23 protein-coding genes are annotated in these 23,528 nt (G+C 54.3%); 12 read left to right on the top strand and 11 right to left on the bottom strand.

Annotated elements, in window-relative coordinates:
* Positions 1-27 precede the first annotated feature (27 nt).
* Genes NG653_RS01435 through NG653_RS01465 form a run of 7 tightly spaced genes read left to right on the top strand, consistent with a single transcriptional unit; the run spans position 28 to position 5,716 of the window.
* The gene (locus NG653_RS01435) at positions 28-1,134 is read left to right on the top strand and encodes an NAD(P)/FAD-dependent oxidoreductase (protein WP_252739873.1); all 1,107 of its coding nucleotides are present in this window, start codon (positions 28-30) and stop codon (positions 1,132-1,134) included.
* On the top strand, positions 1,131-1,865 hold the full coding sequence (locus NG653_RS01440; protein ID WP_252739874.1) for a methyltransferase domain-containing protein: 735 nt from the start codon (positions 1,131-1,133) through the stop codon (positions 1,863-1,865). The genes NG653_RS01435 and NG653_RS01440 overlap by 4 nt, the downstream gene beginning before the upstream one ends.
* Positions 1,858-2,913 carry a type III polyketide synthase gene (locus NG653_RS01445; protein ID WP_252739875.1) on the top strand — a complete coding sequence of 352 codons (1,056 nt, stop codon included), beginning with the start codon at positions 1,858-1,860 and terminating at the stop codon, positions 2,911-2,913. Before NG653_RS01440 ends, NG653_RS01445 begins: the two co-directional genes overlap by 8 nt.
* A 19-nt stretch (positions 2,914-2,932) precedes the next feature.
* Positions 2,933-3,718: an SDR family oxidoreductase gene (locus NG653_RS01450; RefSeq protein ID WP_252739876.1), complete on the top strand. Its 786-nt coding sequence runs from the start codon at positions 2,933-2,935 to the stop codon at positions 3,716-3,718.
* Entirely contained in the window at positions 3,715-4,176 is a 462-nt protein-coding gene (locus NG653_RS01455) for a 3-hydroxyacyl-ACP dehydratase FabZ family protein (protein ID WP_252739877.1), read from the top strand. Before NG653_RS01450 ends, NG653_RS01455 begins: the two co-directional genes overlap by 4 nt.
* Positions 4,173-5,456: a beta-ketoacyl-[acyl-carrier-protein] synthase family protein gene (locus tag NG653_RS01460; RefSeq protein WP_252739878.1), complete on the top strand. Its 1,284-nt coding sequence runs from the start codon at positions 4,173-4,175 to the stop codon at positions 5,454-5,456. The genes NG653_RS01455 and NG653_RS01460 overlap by 4 nt, the downstream gene beginning before the upstream one ends.
* Entirely contained in the window at positions 5,453-5,716 is a 264-nt protein-coding gene (locus NG653_RS01465) for an acyl carrier protein (RefSeq protein WP_252739879.1), read from the top strand. Before NG653_RS01460 ends, NG653_RS01465 begins: the two co-directional genes overlap by 4 nt.
* A gap of 140 nt (positions 5,717-5,856) precedes the next feature.
* On the opposite strand, the gene hpf is transcribed toward NG653_RS01465, so the two are convergent.
* Complete coding sequence (hpf, locus tag NG653_RS01470) at positions 5,857-6,162, bottom strand: ribosome hibernation-promoting factor, HPF/YfiA family (protein ID WP_252739880.1); 306 nt, start codon at positions 6,160-6,162, stop codon at positions 5,857-5,859.
* Positions 6,163-6,546: 384 nt separating this feature from the next.
* Between hpf and NG653_RS01475 the strand changes: the two genes are divergently transcribed.
* Positions 6,547-6,696, top strand: a complete 150-nt coding sequence (locus NG653_RS01475) for a hypothetical protein (protein WP_252739881.1) — start codon at positions 6,547-6,549, stop codon at positions 6,694-6,696.
* Here NG653_RS01475 and NG653_RS01480 read toward each other — a convergent pair.
* Complete coding sequence (locus NG653_RS01480; RefSeq protein WP_252739882.1) at positions 6,681-7,661, bottom strand: TerC family protein; 981 nt, start codon at positions 7,659-7,661, stop codon at positions 6,681-6,683. The two genes, NG653_RS01475 and NG653_RS01480, sit on opposite strands and share 16 nt — an antisense overlap.
* Positions 7,662-7,820: 159 nt before the next feature.
* Here NG653_RS01480 and NG653_RS01485 point away from each other — a divergent pair, with 159 nt between their 5' ends.
* Positions 7,821-11,060 carry a VPS10 domain-containing protein gene (locus tag NG653_RS01485; protein ID WP_252739883.1) on the top strand — a complete coding sequence of 1,080 codons (3,240 nt, stop codon included), beginning with the start codon at positions 7,821-7,823 and terminating at the stop codon, positions 11,058-11,060.
* On the opposite strand, the gene NG653_RS01490 is transcribed toward NG653_RS01485, so the two are convergent.
* Complete coding sequence (locus tag NG653_RS01490) at positions 11,047-12,312, bottom strand: multidrug effflux MFS transporter (protein ID WP_252739884.1); 1,266 nt, start codon at positions 12,310-12,312, stop codon at positions 11,047-11,049. The two genes, NG653_RS01485 and NG653_RS01490, sit on opposite strands and share 14 nt — an antisense overlap.
* Before the next feature lie 32 nt (positions 12,313-12,344).
* On the opposite strand from NG653_RS01490, the gene NG653_RS01495 reads away from it, so the two are divergent.
* Positions 12,345-12,728, top strand: coding sequence for a DUF7009 family protein (locus NG653_RS01495; protein WP_252739885.1), 384 nt, complete (start codon positions 12,345-12,347; stop codon positions 12,726-12,728).
* Between the two features lie 95 nt (positions 12,729-12,823).
* Here the strand turns inward: NG653_RS01495 and NG653_RS01500 are convergent, their stop codons facing one another.
* Positions 12,824-13,738, bottom strand: coding sequence for a DUF6268 family outer membrane beta-barrel protein (locus NG653_RS01500; protein WP_252739886.1), 915 nt, complete (start codon positions 13,736-13,738; stop codon positions 12,824-12,826).
* A 182-nt stretch (positions 13,739-13,920) separates the two neighbouring features.
* On the opposite strand from NG653_RS01500, the gene NG653_RS01505 reads away from it, so the two are divergent.
* Positions 13,921-14,487, top strand: coding sequence for a DUF4251 domain-containing protein (locus tag NG653_RS01505; RefSeq protein WP_252739887.1), 567 nt, complete (start codon positions 13,921-13,923; stop codon positions 14,485-14,487).
* Between the two features lie 776 nt (positions 14,488-15,263).
* On the opposite strand, the gene NG653_RS01510 is transcribed toward NG653_RS01505, so the two are convergent.
* The 6 genes from NG653_RS01510 to NG653_RS01535 form a co-directional block, all read right to left on the bottom strand.
* A complete protein-coding gene (locus NG653_RS01510) occupies positions 15,264-17,378 on the bottom strand; it encodes an elongation factor G (RefSeq protein ID WP_252739888.1) in 2,115 nt (704 codons plus the stop codon).
* Positions 17,379-17,520: 142 nt separating this feature from the next.
* Positions 17,521-18,702: a PQQ-dependent sugar dehydrogenase gene (locus tag NG653_RS01515; protein WP_252739889.1), complete on the bottom strand. Its 1,182-nt coding sequence runs from the start codon at positions 18,700-18,702 to the stop codon at positions 17,521-17,523.
* Positions 18,703-18,959: 257 nt separating this feature from the next.
* A complete protein-coding gene (locus NG653_RS01520) occupies positions 18,960-19,388 on the bottom strand; it encodes an FKBP-type peptidyl-prolyl cis-trans isomerase (RefSeq protein ID WP_252739890.1) in 429 nt (142 codons plus the stop codon).
* Positions 19,389-19,526: 138 nt separating this feature from the next.
* Entirely contained in the window at positions 19,527-20,219 is a 693-nt protein-coding gene (locus NG653_RS01525) for a protein-L-isoaspartate(D-aspartate) O-methyltransferase (protein ID WP_252739891.1), read from the bottom strand.
* A gap of 114 nt (positions 20,220-20,333) precedes the next feature.
* Entirely contained in the window at positions 20,334-21,251 is a 918-nt protein-coding gene (locus NG653_RS01530) for an EamA family transporter (protein ID WP_252739892.1), read from the bottom strand.
* A gap of 62 nt (positions 21,252-21,313) precedes the next feature.
* Positions 21,314-22,366, bottom strand: coding sequence for an NAD(P)-dependent alcohol dehydrogenase (locus NG653_RS01535; RefSeq protein WP_252739893.1), 1,053 nt, complete (start codon positions 22,364-22,366; stop codon positions 21,314-21,316).
* Positions 22,367-22,640: 274 nt separating this feature from the next.
* On the opposite strand from NG653_RS01535, the gene NG653_RS01540 reads away from it, so the two are divergent.
* On the top strand, positions 22,641-23,174 hold the full coding sequence (locus NG653_RS01540; RefSeq protein WP_252739894.1) for a fasciclin domain-containing protein: 534 nt from the start codon (positions 22,641-22,643) through the stop codon (positions 23,172-23,174).
* 82 nt (positions 23,175-23,256) lie between these two features.
* Here NG653_RS01540 and NG653_RS01545 read toward each other — a convergent pair whose 3' ends face one another.
* The gene (locus NG653_RS01545; protein ID WP_252740142.1) at positions 23,257-23,478 is read right to left on the bottom strand and encodes a hypothetical protein; all 222 of its coding nucleotides are present in this window, start codon (positions 23,476-23,478) and stop codon (positions 23,257-23,259) included.
* Positions 23,479-23,528: the final 50 nt, after the last annotated feature.

Below are 23,528 nucleotides of genomic sequence, written 5' to 3' on the forward strand. Positions count from 1 at the left end.
TCGGACAAAAAGAAGTACCTTCATCCGGTGGAATCGACGGAGATAATTGTGATCGGTGCCGGGCTGGCCGGCCTTACCGCCGCCCTGGAACTGGCAGAAGCCGGCAGGCAAGTGGTGGTTTTTGACAGCCATCGGCTGCCCAGGCACAAGGTTTGCGGGGAATACCTCTCCATGGAGGTCGTGCCCTATCTCAACAGCAAAGGCGTCGATCTGTCGGATGCCCCCGAAATCGGGCATTTGCTGCTAGCTACCCCCGGAGGGCGTTCCCTGAGGGCGTCCCTGCCCCTGGGGGCTGTGGGTATCAGCCGTTACGCCCTGGATCAAAGGCTATATGAGGCTGCCCGGGCAGCCGGGGTCCGGTTCGTATGGCAGGCTGTGGAAGCGGTTTCCTTCAGCGACCACCAGTTCAGGGTAAGGACCAGGGAAAACGCGTATTCGGCCCGGCTTGTCCTGGGTGCCTGGGGAAAAAGGAGCCGCCTTGACCGCCTGGCAGGGAGGCCGTTTTTCTCAAAACCCAGCCCGTGGATGGGTATTAAGATGCATTATCAGATGGATTACCCAGGCAACCAGGTCGGGCTGTATGCCTTCCGGGGCGGGTATGGGGGGCTGTCGGTTACCGAAACCGGGGCGGTGAATTTTTGCTACCTGATCCACAGGGATCGCTTTAAAAACACTCCTGACCTGGAGGCCTGCACCCGCCTGCTGGCAAGCGAACACCCGTTGCTCGCCCCGCTGCTTTCAGAAGCCAAACCCCTTTTCCCTAAGGCCCTTGGGATTTCCAATATTTCATTCCATCCAAAAAAACTGGGTTCCAACCATATCCTGATGGCGGGTGACGCGGCGCGGCTAATCCACCCCCTTTGCGGAAACGGCATGGCCATGGCCATTGAAGGCGGCCGGCTACTGGCCTCCCTTACCACCGGGTATATTCAAGGGAAAATCCGCGACCTTGATGCCCTCGAAAAGGAATACTCCCTTCAGTGGCAGGGAAAATTCCGCCAAAGGCTTCGGTTCGGAAGCCTGTTGCAACAACTCCTGCTGCATCCACGCGGCCTTGAAATCGGGGTGGGGATTGCCGGAAAATCGCCTCGACTGGTGCAACAACTCATTGAAAAAACCCACGGGAGGCCATGAAAAGAAAAGCTGTTTTCAGGCACCGGAGCACTGAACCGGAATTGATGGACGACCCGTTTTTGGAAGCCTCCGAATTAAAGGCCGCCCTGAACGACATTGGTCGGGTAAATCGCCTCCTGGGTGGCAACCGCGTGGGTTTGGCAGGTTTAAAGCCCTTTTTGCGAGGCAGCGCGGAAAGGCCTGTGGAGGTGGTGGATATCGGATGTGGCAACGGGGAATTCCTCAGGCATGTTGCCCGCTATTGCCGCAGGCAACACATACCGGTACGCCTTACCGGGGTGGATATCAATGAAAAAAGCCTCGGCCTTGGAAGGCTCCACCAGGGGGAATTTCCGGAAATCATCTATGAATGCAGTGACGTCATGGACTATACGCCGAAACCGGGCGTGGGCCAGCCTTTACTGATCTGCAATTTGTTCCTACACCATTTTTCCGAAGACCAAATCCGATTCCTGCTCGAGCGATGGCAGGGCGCGGGTTCCAGGGCCATTATCGTGAACGATTTACACCGAAGCGCCCTGGCCTATTATTTATTTCACCTTTTTGGGGTTATCTTTATGAACTCAGGACTCGCCAGGCATGACGGCCTGGTGTCCATAAAGAGAGGCTTCCGCAGGAAAGAGCTGGAAGCCTGCTGCCGCCTGCTTCCCGGTTGGGAATGCAACATCCGCTGGAAATGGGCCTTCCGCTATCTATGGACTTTAACCCCGCAGGGAACCACATATGACTGATATTCGAATCGTTGGAGCTTCCAGGGAACTTCCCCGCTTTACCAGGTCTACCCCGGAGATCATTCCCCATGTCAGGGAATGGCTCAAACAGGAACCTGAAAGGCTGGTACGGAAGGCGATCAAGATTTTTGAAGGGGCCGGGGTTGACCAGCGGTTCGGCATCATGGATGTGGCCGAGGTCTTCACCCGCACCAGTTTTGAAGAAAAGAACAACGCCTATATGGAGGCTGCGAAGTCCCTTGGGATGCGCGTTCTGGACAAAGCCCTCAGGGCAGCCGGATGGGAGCCTGAAAGCCTCGACTACCTGATCACGGTAAGCTGCACGGGGATCATGATTCCTTCCCTGGATGCCTACCTGGTCAATGGCCTTTCCCTGCGGGGAGACATTTGCCGCCTGCCCGTCACCGAGATGGGTTGCGCTGCAGGAATCTCCGGATTGATCTACGCCCATCATTTCCTTAAAGGGGGCAAGGGCACCAGGGCGGCCGTAGTTGCCGTGGAATGCCCTTCCGCAACGTTTCAGCACGATGACCACAGCATGGCCAATATCATCAGCGCTGCCATTTTCGGGGATGGGGCGAGTTGTGTGCTCCTGAGTTCGGAAGAAGGGGCATCCGGCCCAACGATCCTGGCGGAGGGCATGTATCATTTCCCCGAAACCACCAGCCTTATGGGGTTCCACCTGTCCAATTCCGGGTTGAAGATGATCCTGGATCCGGCGGTGCCGGAGACGATTACCGCCCATTTCCACCACATGCTGTTGCCGTTCCTGGAAGAAAACGGCCTGGAGCTCGGGCAGGTACGCCATTTGATCTTCCACCCCGGCGGGCGCAAGATTGTGCAGGCGACGGAACAGTTTTTTGAATCACAGGAGGCGGACCTGGAGGATACGCGGGAAGTCCTCAGGGCCTATGGAAATATGAGCAGTGTAACCGTGTTATATGTACTTCAGCGCTTCCTTGAGAAAAAACCTGCACCCGGGGAATACGGGTTGATGCTGAGTTTTGGGCCTGGCTTTACCGCCCAGCGCCTGTTGCTCCAATTCTGAAGAAGGCATGGAAAAACCAATGGATTTGAAGCATTACGCCCTGATCCTGGGGGCCAGTGAGGGCCTCGGGCTGGCCACGGCATCGAAGTTGATAAAGGAAGGGATCCCGGTGATCGGCATTCATCGCGACCTCAGGAAGGACATGGAACAGGTCCTGGAGCGCTTTGCCCCCCTGGGTAGCGGAAAAGTACCGTTTCACGCAATCAATAAAGACGCCGTGGGCCGGGAGGGAAGGGATGCCATTCTGGAAAAACTTTCCCATATCCTTGGCGATACGGGCCGCGTCCGGGTTCTGGTACATAGCCTTGCGAGGGGAAACCTCGGCCCCATGAAAGCCGGGGGTGAAAGCCCGGGCCTGGAGGGCAAAGACCTTGCCCTCACTTCCGAAGCCATGGCCTTCAGTTTGTATGAATGGACGCGATCCCTTTACGACCGCGGGATGATGGCACCCGACACGCGGATAATAGCCTTCACAAGCGAAGGGAGCCGGAAAGTCATCCCCGGGTACGGGGCCGTTGCAGCCGCCAAAGCTGGTCTGGAAGCCCTGGTACGGCAAATTGCAGTGGAATTTGCCCCCCAGGGGGTACGGGCCAACTGCATTCAGGCGGGTGTTACTGAAACCCGGTCGCTCCTCAGGATTCCCGGCAGCCAAAAACTATTGGAGGCCAGCAGGGCGCGCAACCCATCCGGGCGGCTGACCGCGCCCGAGGATATAGCCAATGCCGTATACCTGTTAACCCTCCCGGAAGCCTCCTGGATTACCGGCAGTATCATCCCGGTCGATGGGGGCGAACATCTGCAATGACCATGACCGACTACCTGAACCATATTGTTGAAAAGCTGCCTTTTGCGGAACCCTTCCTCTTTGTGGACGGGCTTACCCACCTGGATGAAGACAGGGTCAGGGGCTTTTTCAGGTTTCGGCCTGACCTGGACTTTTACAGGGGCCACTTCAGGGATCGCCCGGTTACCCCGGGGGTCCTGCTCACGGAATGTTGCGCCCAGATCGGGCTGGTCTGCCTGGGAATCCACCTGCTCGGGCGTCAACACCAGGAAAGGGAGGGAGGCTATGTCGTGGCCCTCGCCGAATCTTCCATGGAGTTTTTACATCCGGTATACCCGGGGGAACGGGTGGAGGTAACAGGCGAAAAAGTCTTTTTCAGGTTTGGCAAATTAAAAGTAAAGGTTTCCCTCACCCGCGCAGACGGCCAGATGGCCTGTAGGGGCGAACTGGCAGGGATGTTAAAACCAGAGGAGCCATGAGCAGGAGGGTGGTAGTGACCGGAATGGGAATTTGCGCCCCTAACGGGTGTGACCTCGACCGCTTTGGCCAGGCCATGAGCCTTGGGGTTTCCGGGATCAGGCGGCTTCCGGAATTGGAACGCCTGGGGTTTCGGTGCCAGGTAGCCGGCCAGCCCGAACTTTCGGAAGACATTATAAACCAATACTTCAATAAAGTAGAGTTAAAAAGCTTTAATTCAACAGGTTTGACTTATGGAGTTATAGCTGGAATGCAGGCCTGGCACGATGCCGGGCTGGAGGTGCCCTCCCCGGAGGCCCCCGATTGGGATTCGGGTATTGTTTTCGGGACAGGCGTACTGGGTTCCGATAAATTCCGGGAATCTATCCTGCTGGTCGATCAGGGGCAGGTCAGGCGGGTGGGGAGTTCGGCGGTCTCCCAAACCATGGCCAGCGGCATAAGCGCTTTTCTCGGGGGAAAACTAGGGTGCGGGAACCAGGTTACCGCAAATTCATCGGCCTGTTCCACGGGTACGGAGGCTGTCCTGATGGGGTTGGAACGGATCCGGCAGGGTGGGGCAGAACGCATGCTGGCCGGCAGTGCGAGTGACTGCGGGCCCTATGTATGGAGCGGCTTTGATTCCATGCGGATTGTACCGTCGGGCTTCAACGAACACCCCGAAAAGGCCAGCCGGCCGCTGTCCGCTTCAGCCGCCGGTTTTGTTCCCTCTGGGGGGGCCGGGGCATTGCTGCTCGAATCCCTGGAAAGCGCCCGAAGCCGTAAGGCCCGTATCTACGCGGAAGTCCTTGGGGGTTCCGCAAACAGCGGCGGGCACCGAAATGGCGGGAGCATGACCGCTGCCAATAGCGAAGGGGTACAACGCTGCATCCGCGGTGCCCTGGCCGATGCGGGCATTGAACCAGGGCAGGTAGACCTCATTAACGGACACCTGACGGCTACTGCAGCGGACCCGGCGGAAATCAGGAACTGGACGGAGGCCCTGGGAAGGCAGGGCAGGGAATTTCCCTATATCAACTCCTTCAAGGACGTCCTGGGCCATGGGCTGGCAGCCTCAGGCAGCATGGAAATCGTAGCGGCCCTCCTTCAGTTTGGCGTTAACCTGGTCTTTGGAAACAGGAATGCAGAAGACCTGCATCCGGAAATCCTGAAGCTAGTCGACCCGTCCCGGGTACCGGGCCAAAACGTGGACTATGCGCCTCAATATTTGGCCAAGGCCAGTTTTGGCTTTGGAGATGTGAATGCATGTATTATTTTTAAGCGGTTTAATCCTGAAGCCCTGTGAAAAGAGAAACGATCTACGAAGCCCTTTTGAAAATCATCAGCCCCTACCTGCCCGAAGATGTGGGGGAAGCGGCCATCTCCCCCGGAAGCGACCTGATAAGGGACCTGAACATCAATTCATCCCATCTGGTCGATATCATCCTTGATGTGGAAGACCATTTCAACATAATGCTCGAAGACCAGGACATGGAAGCCCTCAAGACCGTTGAGGACGCCCTCGGGATCATTGAAGTCAAGCTGGGCACCACCGGGAACAGCTGACCCCCCGGGCGGGAATTCTTTCACAGGTTCCGGGGCTTCTGCCGGAATTGGCTGGCTAAAAGGCCATAAGTAAATTTTAATCCCGCTTTATACTAAAAAAGGGGCCCTGAACATGGGGCCCCTTTCTCCTTAAGGTCAGGTCAGGTCCTGCTCCTCAATTTTTCCTTCCTCTTGCGAAGCTGCCTTTCCAAATCATCGACGGCTTCTGCAATCGATGCTTCAAAACTACCATGGCTGGCTTCGGCAAAAAGCCTGGGGCCTGGAAGGCTCAGGCGGATATTGCATATCATACCGGTATCCGGGGTGGCCGTATTCTCCTTTTTGAAAAACACATCGGAACGGACTATAAAATCGTACTTATCCAAAAGTTTCTGGAGCTTCTGGGCCGCCATGATTTCCAGTCGGTCACTGGCTTTTACCGCGTCATATTCAAAATTGATATCCATGTATAAGGGTTTTAAGGGAAATTACATTCTCTAAGCCCAATTTCCAAATTTGTCTGCGCTTGAATTATGACTTAAATCAGGAGTCCGTACACAATACGAGTTAATTAAATGTTATTTCTTGAGCCTTCGGGGGTTATCCCTTTCCCGGGTGTAAAAAAAGTATTACCTTCTAAGAAAGGAAAGTACGAGGTTTTCCTAAACACCCAACGTCAGCTAATGACCCTTGCAAGCCCTAAATCCAGATACGCATCCGACTTGCCCTGCAGGGAGCAACTTGCACGCATTCGAAAGTTGGAATGCCACCTGAGGGCTTTTTTGGGACGTTATGACTTCGAACCCCAGACACTGGACCATTTCCTCCGGCGGGAAAACCTGCTGGAACAAATGAAATCCCTTGAAATAAAACTGCACGGGGTTTCGGAGCAACTCAGCAGGAAGAAGGGCACCCCCGTGGGGTTGAAAGAGGAATTGGCCGCGCTGAACATGGAATTCCGGGAACTGGAGGCCCGGGTACACGCCTACGCGGGTTCCTGATCGTCGGGCGGTCCGGGGTGCTTCGCCCCGGGGGATTCAGGGATATAAACCGACGCCAGGATACCCCCGGCCAGGGACACCACAATTACCGAAAGGGACAGCCATTCCGGCACATCGACATGATGGCCGAGCAGCATTTTAACCCCTACGAAGGCCAGGATGACCACCAGGCTGTAATTGATAAACCTGAATTTGGTGAGCATTCGGGAGATCAGGAAAAACATCGACCGCAACCCAAGAATGGCCAGGATGTTTGAACTGAACACAATAAACGGATCGGCCGTGATGGCCAGGATGGCAGGAATGCTGTCGAGGGCAAAAAGGATGTCGGTCAGCTCAATGATAATCAGGGCCATAAACAGCGGGGTCGCCATGGTAATCCCCAGTCGCTTCACAAAAAACCGGTTTCCTTCCATCTCCGTGGTCATAGGGAATACCTTCATCAGGTTCCGGAAGACCCATGATTTCTTCGGGTTGAATTCTATGTTGTCGGATTTGAGCATTTTGTATGCCGTGTAGAGCAAAAACACCCCAAAAACATAAATGATCTCGTCGATCCTGTTGATCAGCGCCACCCCGAACATAATCATCAGGGCACGGAAAACAACCGCCCCTAAAATTCCCCAGAAAAGCACCCTGTGCTGGTAAATCGGGGGAATGGAAAAAGCCGAAAAAATGACTGCGATCACAAAGACATTGTCTATGCTAAGGGAAAGTTCAATCAAATAGCCGGTAATGTATTTCATCACTGCTGTTCCCGGGGTAAGCCCGGTGGGGTTTTCGATCAACCCCCCGGAAAACAGCCAGTAGATTATCCCGCTGAAACTAAGGGCAAGGGTTACCCAAACCGCGGTCCAGGTCGCGGCTTCTTTAGATTTTATGACGTGGTCATGCTTGTTAAAAACGCCCAGGTCAAGGGCGAGGAATAGCACTATGCAAGCGATGAAGATGATCCAAATCCACATGGGACAGAAAGATATGTGCGCAAAGATAAGAATCGCCGGCAATCTGGAATCCAAAAAAGTTTTTGCCATTTATCCCAGGGGTTTTGCCGTTTTTTTTATCCCACAATTTTTCACCCGGAATTACTATCTTCAGACTTCATTAATTTAAAGATCACCTAAATGAACATCCTGCGCCCTTTCCTCCTTATTTTCGTTTGCATTTCGGGGGCTTTCACCCTGCAATCCCAATGGACCGATTCGATTTTCAGCGGACTGGAATTCCGAAGCCTGGGGCCGGCCTTTACTTCGGGTCGGATCGCCGACATCGCCATCCATCCCGGGGATGAAAGCCTATGGTATGTGGCCGTGGGTTCCGGCGGGGTTTGGAAAACCGAAAATGCGGGGACTACGTGGACCCCTGTTTTTGACCAGCAGGGATCCTACTCCGTAGGATGCGTGACCCTCGACCCATCTGCCCCGAGTACTGTATGGGTGGGGACAGGCGAAAACGTCGGCGGCCGTCATGTGGGTTTTGGGGACGGCATCTATGTAAGCCGGGATGGGGGCGCAACCTGGACGAACAAGGGTCTGAAGGAAAGCGAGCATATCTCTAAAATCATCATCCACCCCGATAACCCCGACATCCTATGGGTGGCGGCCCAGGGCCCGCTCTGGAGCCGCGGAGGGCAACGGGGGGTCTATAAAACGACGGACGGGGGCACCACCTGGAAAAGGACCCTTGGGGATGACGCCTGGATGGGTGCCACTGACCTCCTGCAGGATCCCCGGGATCCGGACGTGCTCTATGCGGCTTCCTGGGAAAGGCACCGCACCGTGGCGGCCTATATGGGGGGTGGCCCGAATTCCGGCATCCATAAAAGCACCGATGGGGGGGAGACCTGGCAGAAACTGACCCGGGGGATCCCCGGGTCCAACCTGGGGAAAATCGGCCTGGCCATGAATCCCTTCAATCCCGACCAGGTGTATGCCGCCATAGAGCTCGACCGACTCAAGGGCGGGGTCTTTATGTCGGAAGACGGCGGGGTTTCATGGACAAAACAGTCCGATGCGGTTTCCGGGGGTACCGGGCCGCATTATTACCAGGAACTTTACGCTTCGCCCCATGTGGAAGGCAGGCTGTACCTGATGAACTACATTGTACAGATCTCAGACGACCACGGCCGGACCTTCCGGTCGATGAATGAAGATAAAAAGCACGTGGATTCCCATGCGATGGCCTTCAGGCCTTCCGATCCGGATTATGTGATCTTCGGAACCGATGGGGGGCTTTATGAGAGTTTCGACCACACGAAAACCTGGCGCTTTGTGCGGAACCTGCCCCTTGCCCAGTATTATAAGGTTGCCGTGGATGATGCAGAACCCTTTTACCATATCTACGGGGGCACGCAGGATAACGGCTCCCATGGAGGGCCTTCCAGGACCAGGAACAGCGGGGGGATCTTCAATTCCGACTGGTGGGTAACCCTTGGGGCCGATGGCCATCAGTCGGCCACCGAGCCGGGGAACCCCGATATCACCTACGGGGAATTCCAGCAGGGCTGGTTGTGGCGGATCGACCAAACCACCAGGGAAATCGTATTCATTCAGCCCCAACCCGGACCCGGGGAGCCTTACGAGCGTTTTAACTGGGATGCCCCGATACTGGTTAGTCCCCACAAGCCCAGCCGGTTGTATTTTGCCTCCCAGCGGGTATGGCGGTCGGAGGACCGCGGCGATTCCTGGACCCCTGTTTCCGGGGACCTGACCAAAAACCAGGAACGCCTGGCCCTTCCGATCATGGGGGGTACGCAGAGCTGGGACAACCCCTGGGATGTAAATGCCATGTCTAACTACAACACCATCACTTCCCTTTCCGAATCCCCATTAAGGGAAGGCCTGCTCTACGCCGGCACCGACGATGGGATCATCCAGGTAAGCGAAGACGGGGGCGGTACCTGGCGGAAGGTTGAACTGGGCTCCATCAAAGGGGTGCCGGCCACAGCTTTTGTCAATGACATCCGGGCCGACCTTTTTGAGGAAGGGACCGTATACGCCGCCCTGGATAATCACAAAAACGGGGACTATAAACCCTATCTGATCAAAAGCACTGACAGGGGGCGCAGTTGGACCCTGATCAATGGAAACCTACCGGGCCGGCTGCTCACCTGGCGGCTGGTACAGGATCACAAGGACCCGAAGCTATTGTTTCTGGCATCCGAATTCGGGGTTTACTTCACCCGGGACGGGGGGAATCGCTGGATCCAACTTAAAGGGGGGCTACCCACCATTGCCATGCGGGACCTGACCATCCAAAGGCGGGAAGATGACCTGGTGGTCGCCAGTTTCGGACGCGGCTTTTATGTGTTGGACGACCTGTCCCCATTGCGGAGTTTCAGCGAGGAAACAGCCCGTGCAGAAGCGACCCTGTTCCCGGTCAAAAAGGCCTACTGGTATGTACAACAGGAAGAAACCTACGGACAGGGCCATTCGGAATACGCAGGGGAAAATCCGCCTTTTGGCGCCGTTTTTACCTATTACCTGACCCAGGACTACCCAAGTTTGAAGGAAGAGCGGCAGCAACGGGAAAAGAAGGTGACCAACAAGGTGTTTCCGGGCTGGGAAGCCCTCGAAAAGGAAAGCCTGGAGAAAGGCCCGAGGATCTTGCTGACAGTTAAGGACGCCTCCGGGAACCTGGTAAGGGTAGTGGAAGGAACAAAGAAAAAAGGGTTCAACCGGGTATCATGGCCCCTGGACGTTGCCGATCGCACCGGGGTCAGCCTGGAGCCGCCCGGGGGAGCATCCGGGAATGACTTTGGGTTCCGCATCATGGCCACCCCGGGCACCTATTCGGTATCCCTGTCTAAATGGGAAAACGGGGTCGAAACCGTCCTTGCCGGACCGGAATCTTTCGAGGTGGCACCCCTTGCCGAGGGGGCACTCAAAAGGGCTTCCTATCAGGAAATTGCCTCTTTCCGCTCAACCTATGAATCCTTTATACAGGACCTGCATGCGACCCAAAATGTTTTGGAAACCAGCCAGAAAAAAACCGGAGCCATGCAGCGGGCCCTGGAACGGGCTTCACGGGTTTCCCCGGACCTTTACAAAGAGCTTTATGACCTGCAGCAACAGCTTCAGGCCCTGGATAGCCGCCTGAATGGAAATAAGGCCAAGGCGGAAATAGGGGAGCGCAACGCCCCGAACCCTGAGAACGGTGCATTTGTTGGGATGGTGGCCCTTTCCAGTTCCACGTATGGGCCCACGCCAACCCACCGGAAGGCCCTCCAGGTGGCCCAGGGTCAGCTTGAGGCGATAAAAGGGGAACTCAGGGCGCTGGAAGCCAGATTCCCCGCCCTTGAAAAGGGCCTGAAAGATGCCGGAGCACCCTGGATAGAGGGGCAGGGGCTTCTTAAGTCTGAGTAGTTTTAAAGCGAAAGGCTCCCGGTCGCCCAATAAGGAGCAGTCCCATCGAAAGGATCCCGCAGACCAGGAAACCGACGAATAATGGAAGTACGGTTTCCCCGATCAGGCTGCCGATCCAGGAGCCAATCCCCACGGAAAGGAGGGAAGCGAGGAAACCCGTAATCGCGGCGCCCAACCCGGCAATATGGCCCAGGGGTTCCATGGCCATGGCCCGTAGGTTCCCGAAAAGGAAACCAATGGCGAAGAATTGCAGGCATAGGAACAGCATCAATATCCCTATGGAAGGATTCGGCTTTCCTGCGAAGAGCCCTACATAGACCAGGGCGGTAAGGGTAAAGGCCAGCAGGGAAGCGGAGATCATCCGGCCCATGCCGAACCGGACGACCAGGGAGCCATTCATAAAAGTGGCCCCGCCAATGGTTATGGCCAGCGCGGCAAAGAAATAGGGGAATAGCTCTGAAAGGCCGTACTGGTTTTCGAAAATCTGCTGGGACGAGCTTAGGTAGACTAGGAACGACCCCGTCACCATCCCCCAAACCAGGGTATACAGGATGGTCTTCCTGTACTGAAGGACCTCCCGGAATCCGTATACGATCTTGGATGCCCTGAAGGTAACCCGGTTGCGGGGGAGGAGGGTTTCCGGTTGTCGTTTCCAGAACCATATCGCAATAAGCACCCCAAAGCCGGCCTGGAAATAGAATATCGCCTTCCACCCATGGAAATCGAGGATGAATTTGCCCAGGGCAGGGGCAACCACCGGTACCAGGATAAAGACCACCGTAACAAAGGACATGATTCTCGCCATGTAATCCCCGCTGAATTTGTCGCGGATCATGGCAATACTGATGGTGCGCGGTGCCGACAGGGCCACCCCCTGTAAAAAACGGCCCAACAACATCAGGTCCAGGCTACGGGCGTCCACGCATAAAAAGGAGGCGGCAATAAACAGGGCAAAGCCGATATATACAATCGGTTTTCGCCCCACACTGTCCGAAACCGGCCCAAAGAGCAGGGGTCCCGTTCCAATCCCCAGGAAAAAGAGGGTAACCAGCCATTGGTTTTTGGCCGGGTCCTGGTTGCCGACCGCGATGCCAATCAGGTCCAGGGCCGGCAACAGGGCGTCCAGGGCAAGGGCCACAGCAGACATCAGGGCGGCCATTAAGGCGATAAATTCGAGATTGGATTGGGCCTTTTCCTGCACGGGCCAAAGGTAGTCCAATTCCGTGGAAAGCCATTGGATCGGATCAGCCATAAATCGTACCTTTACCAATAAGTCATTACCTCATGAAAATCAGGATAGAAGAAAATGCCGTGCGTTACAGGCTTCGCAAATCGGAGGTTGAGAAGTTGTCCCGGGAAGGGGCAGTGGTTTGCCATAGCCGGTTCCCGGAAGGCAGCCTGCACTACGCTCTTAGGCTCGATCCTGCGGCCAAGGGGATGTCGGCCTCATTCGCCCACGGAACAATTACCATAACCCTCCCGGAAGCCTGGGGGCTGGCGTGGCCAGCTTCTGATGAGGTTGGCTTTGAGGCCGCCCAAATCCTGGAAGACGGCACGCATCTGGAACTCCTCGTGGAAAAGGATTTTATTTGTCTCGACCGCGATCCGGACATGCAGCAGGACCAGTATCCGCATCCGAAAAGCGAAGGGGGAGAGGCGGCCTGCTGATGGAAAGGCTGGCCTGTCGGGCAGGAAGTCGCGCCTGACCGAATTTGGCGACAAGGCAAAAGGATTCCTGGATTTCACAGGTGTTTAAAAATGCCTTAGAGCATGACTCTGTAGGTGAGCCGAAAGCTGAACAGAAAACCACCTTCTACACTGGTATTCAAAGCATTACGGGGATCATCGAAAAAAAATCCCGCAAGGGAAAGCCCTGCTTTGTCCTCTGCATCATAGACCCGGAAAGACCTGAAAAAGGCATACCCCGATCGCAGGGAAAGAAGCAGGGTTTTTGAGAGGTTTACCTGGGCATATCCCTGTAAATCATTCGAAATGCGCTGAACATAGGCATCGCCATAATCCCCGGTCTGCAGGTCGTGGGTAGATCCCAGGCCGTCAAAAACCACCCCCATTCGGAAATTCCCCGAGAAACTGTAATTGATATCGCCCCGGGCGGGCAGCAACATCTGCAGCTCAAGCCGCTCTGAGGGGTCCTTATAATACAATCCAAAAAGGGGAACCAGCATGGCCCCGTAAGACTCCTGGCTGAGATAGAAACCAAGGGTGAAGGAGGTGTTCTGATCTTTCTGGCGCTGGAAGAGATGGGCAGTGGCCACCTGAAAACCGGCCCTGGAATTGTTAAAGGCGGTTGACCGCCGGGGCATGAGCATATGGGTGCCAAACCATTTGTTGCCGTAATCGAACCGGAGGCCAAAGGGGAGGGTGGCCGAATAAAGGTTGATAGTTCCCGGGATTTGCGGATCGAGCTGCAGTCGGTTGCCAAATCCTATAAGGCCGGTTATAAAGGTAGTTTTCGGGGAAATGGGCAGGGGCAGGGTCAGGGTGAGGTCTGTATGATGCACCGTGGTTGTGGCGTTGGTTCCGAATTCCTGGTCATAACCGGTTCCGGGGCTAATGCCATAAGTAACATGCAATACGTCCAAATACTGCTGGGCCCAAAGGTTCAGGGGCAGGCAAAGGGACAGGAGTAGTACCGGCAGGAAGGACCTTGGAGGCAAAAAAACAGTTTATTCGAAGATAGACAATATTTATTATGGCCGATAGGGATTAAGATGGCTTTAAGAAAAAGAGGGCCTTGCCCGGGACTGCCTGGGGATACCCGAAACCTATGGAGGTGATTTTGTAGAGAGCAGGGTGGTACCCACTTGGATTTTGGCTAAATTTGAAAAAAGAAGTCACCATGCCGCACCTTAACATATCCCGATTTTTCCCTGTCGGGGTCCTGATCTTAGGGATCAGTTTCCTGACCAGTTGCAAGTCAACGGTTACACCCCTAACTGCATCAGAATGGGCAGAACTGGACAAGCTGGTGGAGGACCGGAATTTTTCGATGGAAGCGCGCTGGGCGGAACCCACACCCGACAATAGCCTGAACCAAATGGCCAATGCCGGACTGCTCCCGCCGGGTAGCAGTCCCAGCCGGATCAACCTGGAAGGTAACGCCAATTATTTCAGGATGAAGGGCGATTCCGTAGAGGTACAGCTTCCGTTTTGGGGGGAACGCCAGGTGATTCAGACTTACGGCGGCGCCGAAGGCATTACGTATCGAGGACCCGCAGAAGACCTTGAGGTCGTAAAGAACGAAAGCCAGAGCCGGTACGACATGAATTTTACCCTGCCCAATAAATCGGAACGGCTCCAGTGCAACCTGAAGATCTTCAAAGGATATCGGGCCTTGCTCACCGTAAACAGCACCCAGCGAAACAGCATTCGATATGAAGGCACCATAATCCCGAATCAGGAGTAGGGATAGAAGTCAGGACGGTGCCGGTATTTTTCTATTGAACATAATATAAATTATGATTCATTTATAACACCGCGCGTAATACGCAGTATTGAACATAAAATCAGTTTTATCCCGGCAGGGATATAACGGCCCCGATTTTATGTTCAGCGCGGTGTGGCTCAATTATGATTCATTTATAGCACCGCGCGTAATACGCAGTATTGAACATAAAATCAGTTGTATCCCGGCAGGGATATAACGGTTCCGATTTTATGTTGAGCGCGGTGTGGCTCAATTATGATTCATTTATAACACCGCGCGTAATACGCAGTATTGAACATAAAATCAGTTGTATCCCGGCAGGGATATAACGGCTACGATTTTATGTTCAGCGCGGTGTGGCTCAATTGGGATCCATTTATAGCACCGCGCGTAATGCGAAGTATTGAACATAAAATCAGTTGTATCCCGGCAGGGATATAACGGCTACGATTTTATGTTCAGCGCGTTGCGGCTAAGGTATGATTCAACCACATCGATGCGCGTAATACGAAGTATTGAACATAAAATCAGTTGTAACCCGGCAGGGATATAACGGCTACGATTTTATGTTCAGCGCGTTGCGGCTAAAGTATGATTCAACCACATCGATGCGCGTAATACGCAGTATTGAACATAAAATCAGTTTTATCCCGGCAGGGATATAACGGCCCCGATTTTATGTTCAGCGCGGTGTGGCTAAAGTATGATTCAACCACATCGATGCGCGTAATACGAAGTGTTCTACATAAAATCCCTCACACCGCCTCCATTTCCTTTACCAGCGTTTGCTGGATGTTTTCCGGGACTGGTTCATAGGATGAAAACGCCGATTTGAAGGTGGCCTTCCCCTGGGTCAATGACCGCAGGTTGGTTGAGTACCCGTAGAGCTCGGCTTCCGGGGTGGCGGATTTCAAAATTTGGTAATTGTCGGTACTGTCGATCCCCAGGATCAGGGAACGGCGCGATTGCAGGTCGGTCATGACATTGCCCACCATGTCTTCCGGGACCTTTACGGTCAGCTCATGTATGGGTTCCAGGAGCTTTGGCCCGGCATTCATGAAGGCCGCCTTAAACGCGTGGGCCCCGGCTATTTTGAAGGAAATATCATTCGAATCCACGGTGTGCATCTTGCCATCGTACACCATAACCCGTACATCCCTGATGTATGACCCGGTCAGGGGCCCGGATTCCATTACTTCCAGGACACCCTTTTTGATGGAAGGCAAAAAACGGAGGTCAATCACCCCGCCTACAATACAGTTGTAAAACACCAGTTTGCCCCCCCACGGAAGGTTCACTTCCTCTTTTCCCCGAATATTGAACCCGTCGGGTTCCGGCATCCCCTCCTGCCAGGGTTCAATTTTCAGGTGGACTTCTGCAAACTGCCCTGCCCCTCCGGATTGCTTTTTGTGGCGATAACTCGCTGCAGAAGAACGCCTTATGGTTTCCCGATACGGGATCTTGGGGGATTCAAAGTGGGCTTTTACCCCGAAAAGGTGTTCCAGGGCCCATTCAATGGTAGAGAGGTGCAGTTCCCCCTGGCACCCCAACAATTGTTGCTTTAATTCCGTGGAATACTCCACCACAACGGTGGGGTCCTGGCTGTGGATTTTCCTGAGGGCTTCGCTCAACTTCTCATCTTCACTCTGCTTTACGGGCGAGACGGCCTTTTTGATCCTGGGTTGCGGATAGGCAATCGGCTTAATGGTAACCTTATGGTCCTCATGGTGGAGGGTATCGTTGGTTTCCGTGAATTTTAGCTTTAGGGTGGCACCGATATCCCCCACGGCCAGCTGGTTTACGGGGCTGCGCTGTTTGCCGTCCATGATAAAGAGCTGGTTCAGGGTCTCCACCTCCCCATTGCGCGAATTCACGAGTTTATCGTTGGCCTTGAGGCTTCCCGATTTAACCTTGAAAAAGGTTATTTTACCCACACTGGGCATATGCACCGTCTTGAAAACAAACAGGGTGGTCGGGGCGTCGCTTTTGGGCAAAACCTCTTCTCCTTCCACACTCTGCTCCGGTTTTAAATCGGCCGCTGCCGGGGCCACATTGTCGATAAACCCCATCAGCCTGCCGCTGCCCATATCCTGAAGGGCCGAGACGCAGAATACGGGAAAGAGCTCATGGTGAAGCATGCCGGCCTTAATGCCGCGGCGCATCTCATCCTCCGTGAGGGTCCCTTTTTCAAAAAACAATTCCAGTAGTTCCTCGTCGTTTTCAGCTGCCTTTTCCACCAGTTCGTTGTGCAACTCGTCCGCAAGGGCTTTCTGGTCATCCGGGATGGGAAGTTTTTCAGGTTTCCCCCCTTCAGGCCCGAATTTGTAAAGCTTCATCTTCAGCACATCCACAATGCATTGCGCCCCGTCGATCACCAGGGGGTATTGTATTTTAATCGCATTGTTCCCAACCAACCCCTTGATGTCGCGGAAGCTTTTCTCAAAATCAGCATTCATGTGGTCGATCTGGTTTACCACGAAAAGTGTGGGTTTGTTATACCGGTCGATATAATTCCAGATAATTTCCGTGCCGATCTCCACGCCCTGCTGCGCATTTAAAACCGTCACCACGGTATCTGCCACCCGTATGGAAGAGAAGATCTCCCCTATAAAGTCGTCAAGGCCGGGGGTATCGATAATGTTGATTTTATAATTCCGCCATTCGGTATGCAGTGGGGTGGCAAATACCGAATTTCCGCGTTCCTGTTCAATTTCGTGGTAATCGGCAACGGTATTTTTATTTTCCACCGTACCGCGCCGGTTTATGAGCCCGGCTTCAAAAAGCATGGTTTCGGCCAACGTGGTCTTGCCACTGTTATGCGCCCCGACAAATACGATGTTCTTGATATGCTTATCGTCATAGACTTTCATGGAAGGTGATGTTTAGGGTTAGCAGATTCTATTCGCATGTGGTCTCAAGGTAAGGATGGCTTCCCTCCTATTTTATGACATTTACCCATGTTTTTACCCGGGGCACACCCCTCCCCCTCTCTTTAACTTCCGAAAAGGAAAGCTACTCCCCCTTGTAAGCCACGCGGTATATGACCCCCGCAAAATCGTCGGAGATCAGCAGGGAACCGTCTGAAAGCTGAAGGAGGTCCACCGGGCGCCCGAAGGCTTCCTGGGTGGCTTCATCGAGCCAACCGTCGATGAAGGGTTCATAACCCACGGCCTGGTTTCCTTCCAGCCTCACCAGGGTAATCCGGTAGCCCACTTTGGAGGAACGATTCCAGGACCCGTGCTCGGCAATGAGGGCATGGCCCCGGTAAGCTTCGGGAAACTGCTGCCCGGTATAGAATTTTACCCCCAGCGGGGCCACATGGGCCCCCAGGGGTTGAACAGGGGGCACAAAATCCGAGCACGGGTGCTGATCCCCGAATTCCGGGTCGGGGATGGTGCCACCATGGCAAAACGGATACCCGAAATGCTGCCCGGGTTCGCTAACCCGGTTCAATTCGCAGGGCGGGACGTCATCGCCCATCCGGTCCCGGCCGTTATCGGTAAACCAGAGCTCCCCTGTTTGCGGGTGCCAGGTAAAGCCCACGGTATTTCGTACCCCGTGGGCGTATATTTCCCGGTTCGTCCCGTCCGGGTCCATCCGGGTAATCGAGGCGTAGCGGGGATCCACGGTGGCAGAGTCGCAAATATTGCAAGGGGCCCCAACCGGGACATATAATTTGCCATCGGGGCCAAAGGCAATATATTTCCATCCGTGGTGGAACTCGGTGGGATAGTCGTCGTAGACCACCTCGGGTTCAGGGGGGTCCGACAGGCGTTGTTCAATGCCCGGGTACCGGAGTAGCCGATTCACTTCCGCAACATAGAGGGCCCCATCCCTGAAGGCGATGCCGTTGGGGACGGAAAGGGTGGTATCGAGCACATAGGTCCGGTCGGCCCGGTAGTCCCCATCCAGGTCCCGGACCGCATAGACTTTGTTGGCCCTCCGGGTACCCACAAACAGGGTACCCCCATCCCCCATCGCCATGGAACGCGCATCGGGCAATCCTTCGGCATAGATGGTTATTTCAAATCCATCGGGCAGGTTCAGGCGTTCAAGGGGCAGGGAAGATACCGCTCCTTCCTTTTCCGGGGTGGATTCGGGTTCCGGTTTGGCTTCCTTTTCCTTGCAGGATGCGAAAAGGACAGCCGTTAGCATCGCTGCCCAAATAAGTTTCAATGCGGGTAGTCTGGTCATCTTGTAGCTTTTGATTCATGCATCTTTGGGGATTTTTTATTCACGCCTCCCCGGGGTGCCCTTAAAAATACAAGAATATCTGCATATGCAGCCGTTGGCCCCGATTTTCGATACATCGGGTCCCAAGGCCCCCCTGGAAGGACTGCTTTTTGCAAAAGGGGATAAAATACCCTGGCGGCCTTTTGGGCTGCCTCCAGGGCAGAAAAAAACCGCCCGAAAAGCAATTCAGGGCGGTCTTTTGAAGTCAGGTCCCGAGGTTATTGGATCGCTACCAACTCGAGTTCAAAAATCAGGTCCTTCCCGGCCAGCGGGTGGTTGGCGTCTACCACGATGCTTTCGTCTTTTACTTCTGAAATGCGCAATTGCTGCTCGGAACCATCCTCGCCCCGGGCGACAAGCCCCATGCCCACTTCGGGCTTAATGGTATCGGGCAGTTCGGCCCGGCTCACTTCCTGGAACAATTCCTTGCGGACTTCGCCATAGGCTTCTGCCATGGGGATGGTGATGGTCTTTTTCTCAGCGACCTGCATATCGATCAGTCCCTTTTCGAAACCGGGAATCAGCAGGCCCTGGCCCAGTTGTACCTCCAGGGGCTCCCGTTCCAGGGAACTGTCGAATACTTCCCCGGTGGCCAATTTGCCGGTATAATGTACGCGGACGGTGTCGTTTTCCTTTACTTTACTCATAACTACATTTTGGTTAAACAATCCTTTAAGCCGCAAAGGTACGGGCAATAAATGGGCTGAAAGAAGGAAACAGGGATTTTCTGGGACGCCGGGGCGGTACAGAAGTGAACACAAAGCAAGGCAGGAGAGTGCCCGGGGTTACTGGCGTATGAAGGGCACGAAACGCACCGCCATGAGCTTTTCAGATTTCAATTCACCGTTTTTCCGGGTGACCAGGGTAAGCTGTCGGACCCCCCCGTGCGGCCCAACCGGGATGATCATCCTGCCGCCATCGGCCAGTTGGTCGATCAGCGGCTGGGGAAGTTCCTCGGCCCCTGCCGTGACCATGATGGCATCAAAAGGGGCTTGAGCGGGCAGGCCATTGTATCCGTCCCCAATGATAACCTCAATGTTTTCATACCCCATATTGCTGAGTCGTTTACGGGCCTCCAGCCCCAGGGACTCAACGATTTCGATGGTGTATACCTCCCGGGCCAGCTCGCCCAAAATCGCAGCCTGGTAGCCCGACCCGGTACCGATTTCCAGCACTTTGTCTTCCGGGCCCACTTGCAGCACCTGTGTCATATAGGCGACCACATAGGGTTGGGTGATGGTCTGCCCATCGGCAATCGGCAGGGCCCGATCCGTATAGGCCCAGGGCAGGTACTCTTCGGGTATGAACAGGTGACGGGGGACCTTTCGCATGGCCTCTAGAAGGCTTTCCTGCTCAATGTCCCTGGACTCGAGCTGTTCCTCCACCATCTTTTCGCGCAACTGGTCGTATGTGCCCTGCCCTTTCAGGGAGGAGGCGACGAAGCACGATGCCATTGCCAAAACGAGTAGTTTATTCATCTGTAATCAAGTTCCAGGGAATAGCAAAAATACGATTTTAAATAGTGATACAACCGTCCCTTCTCCCCACCTGGAATTGTTCCGGGCAGGCGTCCCGATTTCTTTTTCGCATGCCTACCTCCTGAACCGCCGCAGGGCTACCAATTTTTTCCCGGTATTGATGAAGTACACCCCGGTAAGCAGGATTGCAGCCGCAGCGATCGATTGCAGGGTAATAGGTTCTTTGAGAAAATACCACCCCAGGAACATGGCCACTATGGGGTTTACATACGTATTGGTCGCAACCTTTTCCGGAGAAACCTTCTTCAACAGATAATTGAAGGAGGTAAAGGCCACGATGCTTCCGAAAAGGATCAGCAAAACCATGGACCACAGGGTGGGCCCGGTCCACTCGGCCAACGGAACCCAGGGTTCCCCAAAAGCCAGGCTCATGATCCCGAGGATAATCCCCCCGGTGAGCATCTGGTACCCGGTATTCACAAAATAATTCGGGGGAAGGTCGGCCTTGCCCACAAAAAGGCTTCCGTAGCCCCAGGCCAGCATGGCGGCAAAAATCATCAACACCCCGGAAAGCCCATTTTCCTGTTGCATGACGGTATTCTGGTTGATCAGCAGGTACATCCCAACCATGCCCAACAGGATACCCACCAAAGACATGGGCTTGATCTTTTTCCCCTGGAGCACCCACATCATCAACAAGATCACCAGGGGTTGCGCAGCTGTTTCCAGGGCAGCGAAATTACTGTCAACAAATTTCAGGGCCCACACCACCACCCCATTGCCGAAACTTAGGAAGAGAAACCCGGCAAAAAGGGAATTCAGGAATTGTTTACGGGTAACTTTCAAGGTTTTGCCCATCAAAAGGGCAATGCCAAAAATCAGGAGTCCGGCCACCACAAAGCGCACCCCTGCCAGCATGAAAGGCGGCAACTGGCCAACGGCAACCTTGTTGAGCAGGTAGGTGGACCCCCAAATCACATAGATGGCGAAGAAAGCCCCTATGATCAGGGGAAATTCAGACCGGTTCTGCATGCGACAATATTAGGGTATTCCCCGACAATGCGAAACAGGTTTCGTTACAATTATGACTGGATTTATTCTTTCAGGGATTGCATGTCGATGACGAAACGGTATTTCACATCGGAACGCACTACACGGTCATAGGCCTCGTTGATTTCCTGCATCCTGATCAGCTCGATGTCGGATACTATATTGTGCTGCCCGCAGAAGTCCAGCATTTCCTGGGTTTCCCGGATTCCACCGATCAGGGAACCCGCAATTCGTTTTCTCCCCATGATGATCCCGCCCCCGTGAAAGGGTTTCAGCGGTTCCACAGCCCCGACCAGCACCATGGTCGCATCGATTTTCAGCAAACTGATATACGGATCCATTTCATGCCCGACGGGGATGGTGTTCAGGATAAAGTCAAGGGAATTCACGAAGGCCTTCATCGCCTCCGGGTCAGTGGATAACAGAACCTCATGGGCCCCCAGTTCTTCGGCGTCCCTTCCCTTTTCCGGGGAACGGGTAATCACCACTACATGGGCGCCGAGGGCCCTGGCAAATTTTATGCCCATATGGCCCAGCCCGCCAAGGCCCACAACCCCTACCCGATCGCCTTTGCCCACCTTCCAGTGGCGCAGGGGTGACCAGGTGGTGATCCCCGCACAAAGCAGGGGGGCCGTAGCCTTCTCATCCAGGTTTTCGGGGATTTTAAGCACAAATTCTTCCCGGACCACAATATGGGTGGAGTATCCGCCGTATGTGCGTCCTCCCATATGCAGATCGGGGCTATTGTACGTCCAGGTGCACCCATGCGTGCAAAATTGTTCCAGGTGGTCGGTGCAGGGGTCGCACTCCATGCAGGAATCGACCATGCAACCGACCCCCACCAGGTCGCCGGTTTTGAAGGCCTTCACTTTGGATCCCACCCCCACTACCCTGCCGATGATTTCATGGCCGGGGATTACCGGATACACGGAATTCAACCACTCGTTGCGCGCGGTGTGGATGTCGCTATGACACACCCCGCAATATGTGATTTCTATATGCACATCCCCCGGCCCGGGTGCCCTGCGCTGGATTTGCATTTCTTCTAAAGGGGCATCTGCTGAGGGGGTCCCGTAGGCCCTGGAATCTGTATTCATATCGGTATTTGTTTAGTTTTTTTCTGCCGGAAGTTCAGGCAGGCAGTACGTATTAAAGGTACGCTTTTCCGTTGGATTGAAAAAGGCCCGGGAGGTTTCCCGTTGGAAACTTACAGGAACGTCCCCCACATGGTGTACGGTTTGGCATGGCGGGAGCACGCAGGGTGGACACTTGTGAAATGTTTAACTTTATTTCATTTTATTTAAACATTAATTAAGAGTCACGAAACAACCGACCCCTTACCTTTACCACATAACCTTTAAACCTGAACACATGAAAATGTTAAAGATTACCCTTGCCCTTGTACTGGTAATGGGCTTCGGAACCCTGACAGCCCAGAACGGCACCGCTGCCGCGTCAACTGCCCCCGACATTGTGGGTGTGGCCAGCAGTAACGAAGTATTTTCCACCCTGGTAGCTGCCGTGGGCGCTGCGGACCTGGTAGGTACCCTTCAGGGTGCAGGCCCCTTTACGGTGTTTGCCCCCACCAACGATGCCTTCAACAAGCTTCCTGAAGGTACCGTGGAATCCCTGCTGAAACCGGAAAACAAAGGCGACCTGGCCGGCATCCTGACCTATCACGTGGTGGCCGGAAAGTTCATGGCCGCCGACGTGGTTAAGGCCATCCAGGCAAATAACAATGCCTTTGAGGTAAAAACCGTCAATGGCGCTTCCCTCACCCTTAGCCTTCGGGACGGGGTCGTGGTCCTGACCGATGCCAACGGGCAGACCAGCCAGGTTAGCATGGCTGATGTGAAAGCCTCCAACGGGGTAATCCACGTGATCGACACCGTGGTACTTCCCTAAGGACTTCGCTAAAAGCAGTGCATACAAAAAAACCGCCCATTGGGCGGTTTTTTCTTTCATAGCAATCTTAATCCCATCGGGATTACACATCCAGGCGCTTGGACAGGCGCTTTTCAACTTTGCGTTTAATTCCCGTCAAACGTTTCATTACCTCCATGAGGTGCTGATCCATTGACTTCTTGTAGACCTCGTTAATCTCCAGGATGAGCTCTTTTAAATCACGGGAAGCCTGCACCCGGTCGCTCGTACTGGCGCCAGACCACTTCCTGTTTTCAAATTCTTCTGCCCGTTGCAGTAATTCCATCAGCATCATATTTCCTTGTACAGTTTTAGACGTGGGAAGCGCAACCCGGT

This window comes from Robiginitalea marina, from assembly GCF_024006985.1.
Taxonomy (GTDB): domain Bacteria; phylum Bacteroidota; class Bacteroidia; order Flavobacteriales; family Flavobacteriaceae; genus Robiginitalea; species Robiginitalea marina.

Coding starts and splice junctions, on each gene's coding strand:
- NG653_RS01440 (WP_252739874.1), top strand. CDS start 1,131: ATGAAAAGAAAAGCTGTTTTCAGGCACCGGAGCACTGAACCGGAATTG.
- NG653_RS01445 (WP_252739875.1), top strand. CDS start 1,858: ATGACTGATATTCGAATCGTTGGAGCTTCCAGGGAACTTCCCCGCTTT.
- NG653_RS01450 (WP_252739876.1), top strand. CDS start 2,933: ATGGATTTGAAGCATTACGCCCTGATCCTGGGGGCCAGTGAGGGCCTC.
- NG653_RS01455 (WP_252739877.1), top strand. CDS start 3,715: ATGACCATGACCGACTACCTGAACCATATTGTTGAAAAGCTGCCTTTT.
- NG653_RS01460 (WP_252739878.1), top strand. CDS start 4,173: ATGAGCAGGAGGGTGGTAGTGACCGGAATGGGAATTTGCGCCCCTAAC.
- hpf (WP_252739880.1), bottom strand. CDS start 6,162: ATGGATATCAATTTTGAATATGACGCGGTAAAAGCCAGTGACCGACTG.
- NG653_RS01475 (WP_252739881.1), top strand. CDS start 6,547: ATGAAATCCCTTGAAATAAAACTGCACGGGGTTTCGGAGCAACTCAGC.
- NG653_RS01480 (WP_252739882.1), bottom strand. CDS start 7,661: ATGTGGATTTGGATCATCTTCATCGCTTGCATAGTGCTATTCCTCGCC.
- NG653_RS01485 (WP_252739883.1), top strand. CDS start 7,821: ATGAACATCCTGCGCCCTTTCCTCCTTATTTTCGTTTGCATTTCGGGG.
- NG653_RS01490 (WP_252739884.1), bottom strand. CDS start 12,312: ATGGCTGATCCGATCCAATGGCTTTCCACGGAATTGGACTACCTTTGG.
- NG653_RS01495 (WP_252739885.1), top strand. CDS start 12,345: ATGAAAATCAGGATAGAAGAAAATGCCGTGCGTTACAGGCTTCGCAAA.
- NG653_RS01505 (WP_252739887.1), top strand. CDS start 13,921: ATGCCGCACCTTAACATATCCCGATTTTTCCCTGTCGGGGTCCTGATC.
- NG653_RS01510 (WP_252739888.1), bottom strand. CDS start 17,378: ATGAAAGTCTATGACGATAAGCATATCAAGAACATCGTATTTGTCGGG.
- NG653_RS01515 (WP_252739889.1), bottom strand. CDS start 18,702: ATGACCAGACTACCCGCATTGAAACTTATTTGGGCAGCGATGCTAACG.
- NG653_RS01520 (WP_252739890.1), bottom strand. CDS start 19,388: ATGAGTAAAGTAAAGGAAAACGACACCGTCCGCGTACATTATACCGGC.
- NG653_RS01525 (WP_252739891.1), bottom strand. CDS start 20,219: ATGAATAAACTACTCGTTTTGGCAATGGCATCGTGCTTCGTCGCCTCC.
- NG653_RS01530 (WP_252739892.1), bottom strand. CDS start 21,251: ATGCAGAACCGGTCTGAATTTCCCCTGATCATAGGGGCTTTCTTCGCC.
- NG653_RS01535 (WP_252739893.1), bottom strand. CDS start 22,366: ATGAATACAGATTCCAGGGCCTACGGGACCCCCTCAGCAGATGCCCCT.
- NG653_RS01540 (WP_252739894.1), top strand. CDS start 22,641: ATGAAAATGTTAAAGATTACCCTTGCCCTTGTACTGGTAATGGGCTTC.
- NG653_RS01545 (WP_252740142.1), bottom strand. CDS start 23,478: ATGGAATTACTGCAACGGGCAGAAGAATTTGAAAACAGGAAGTGGTCT.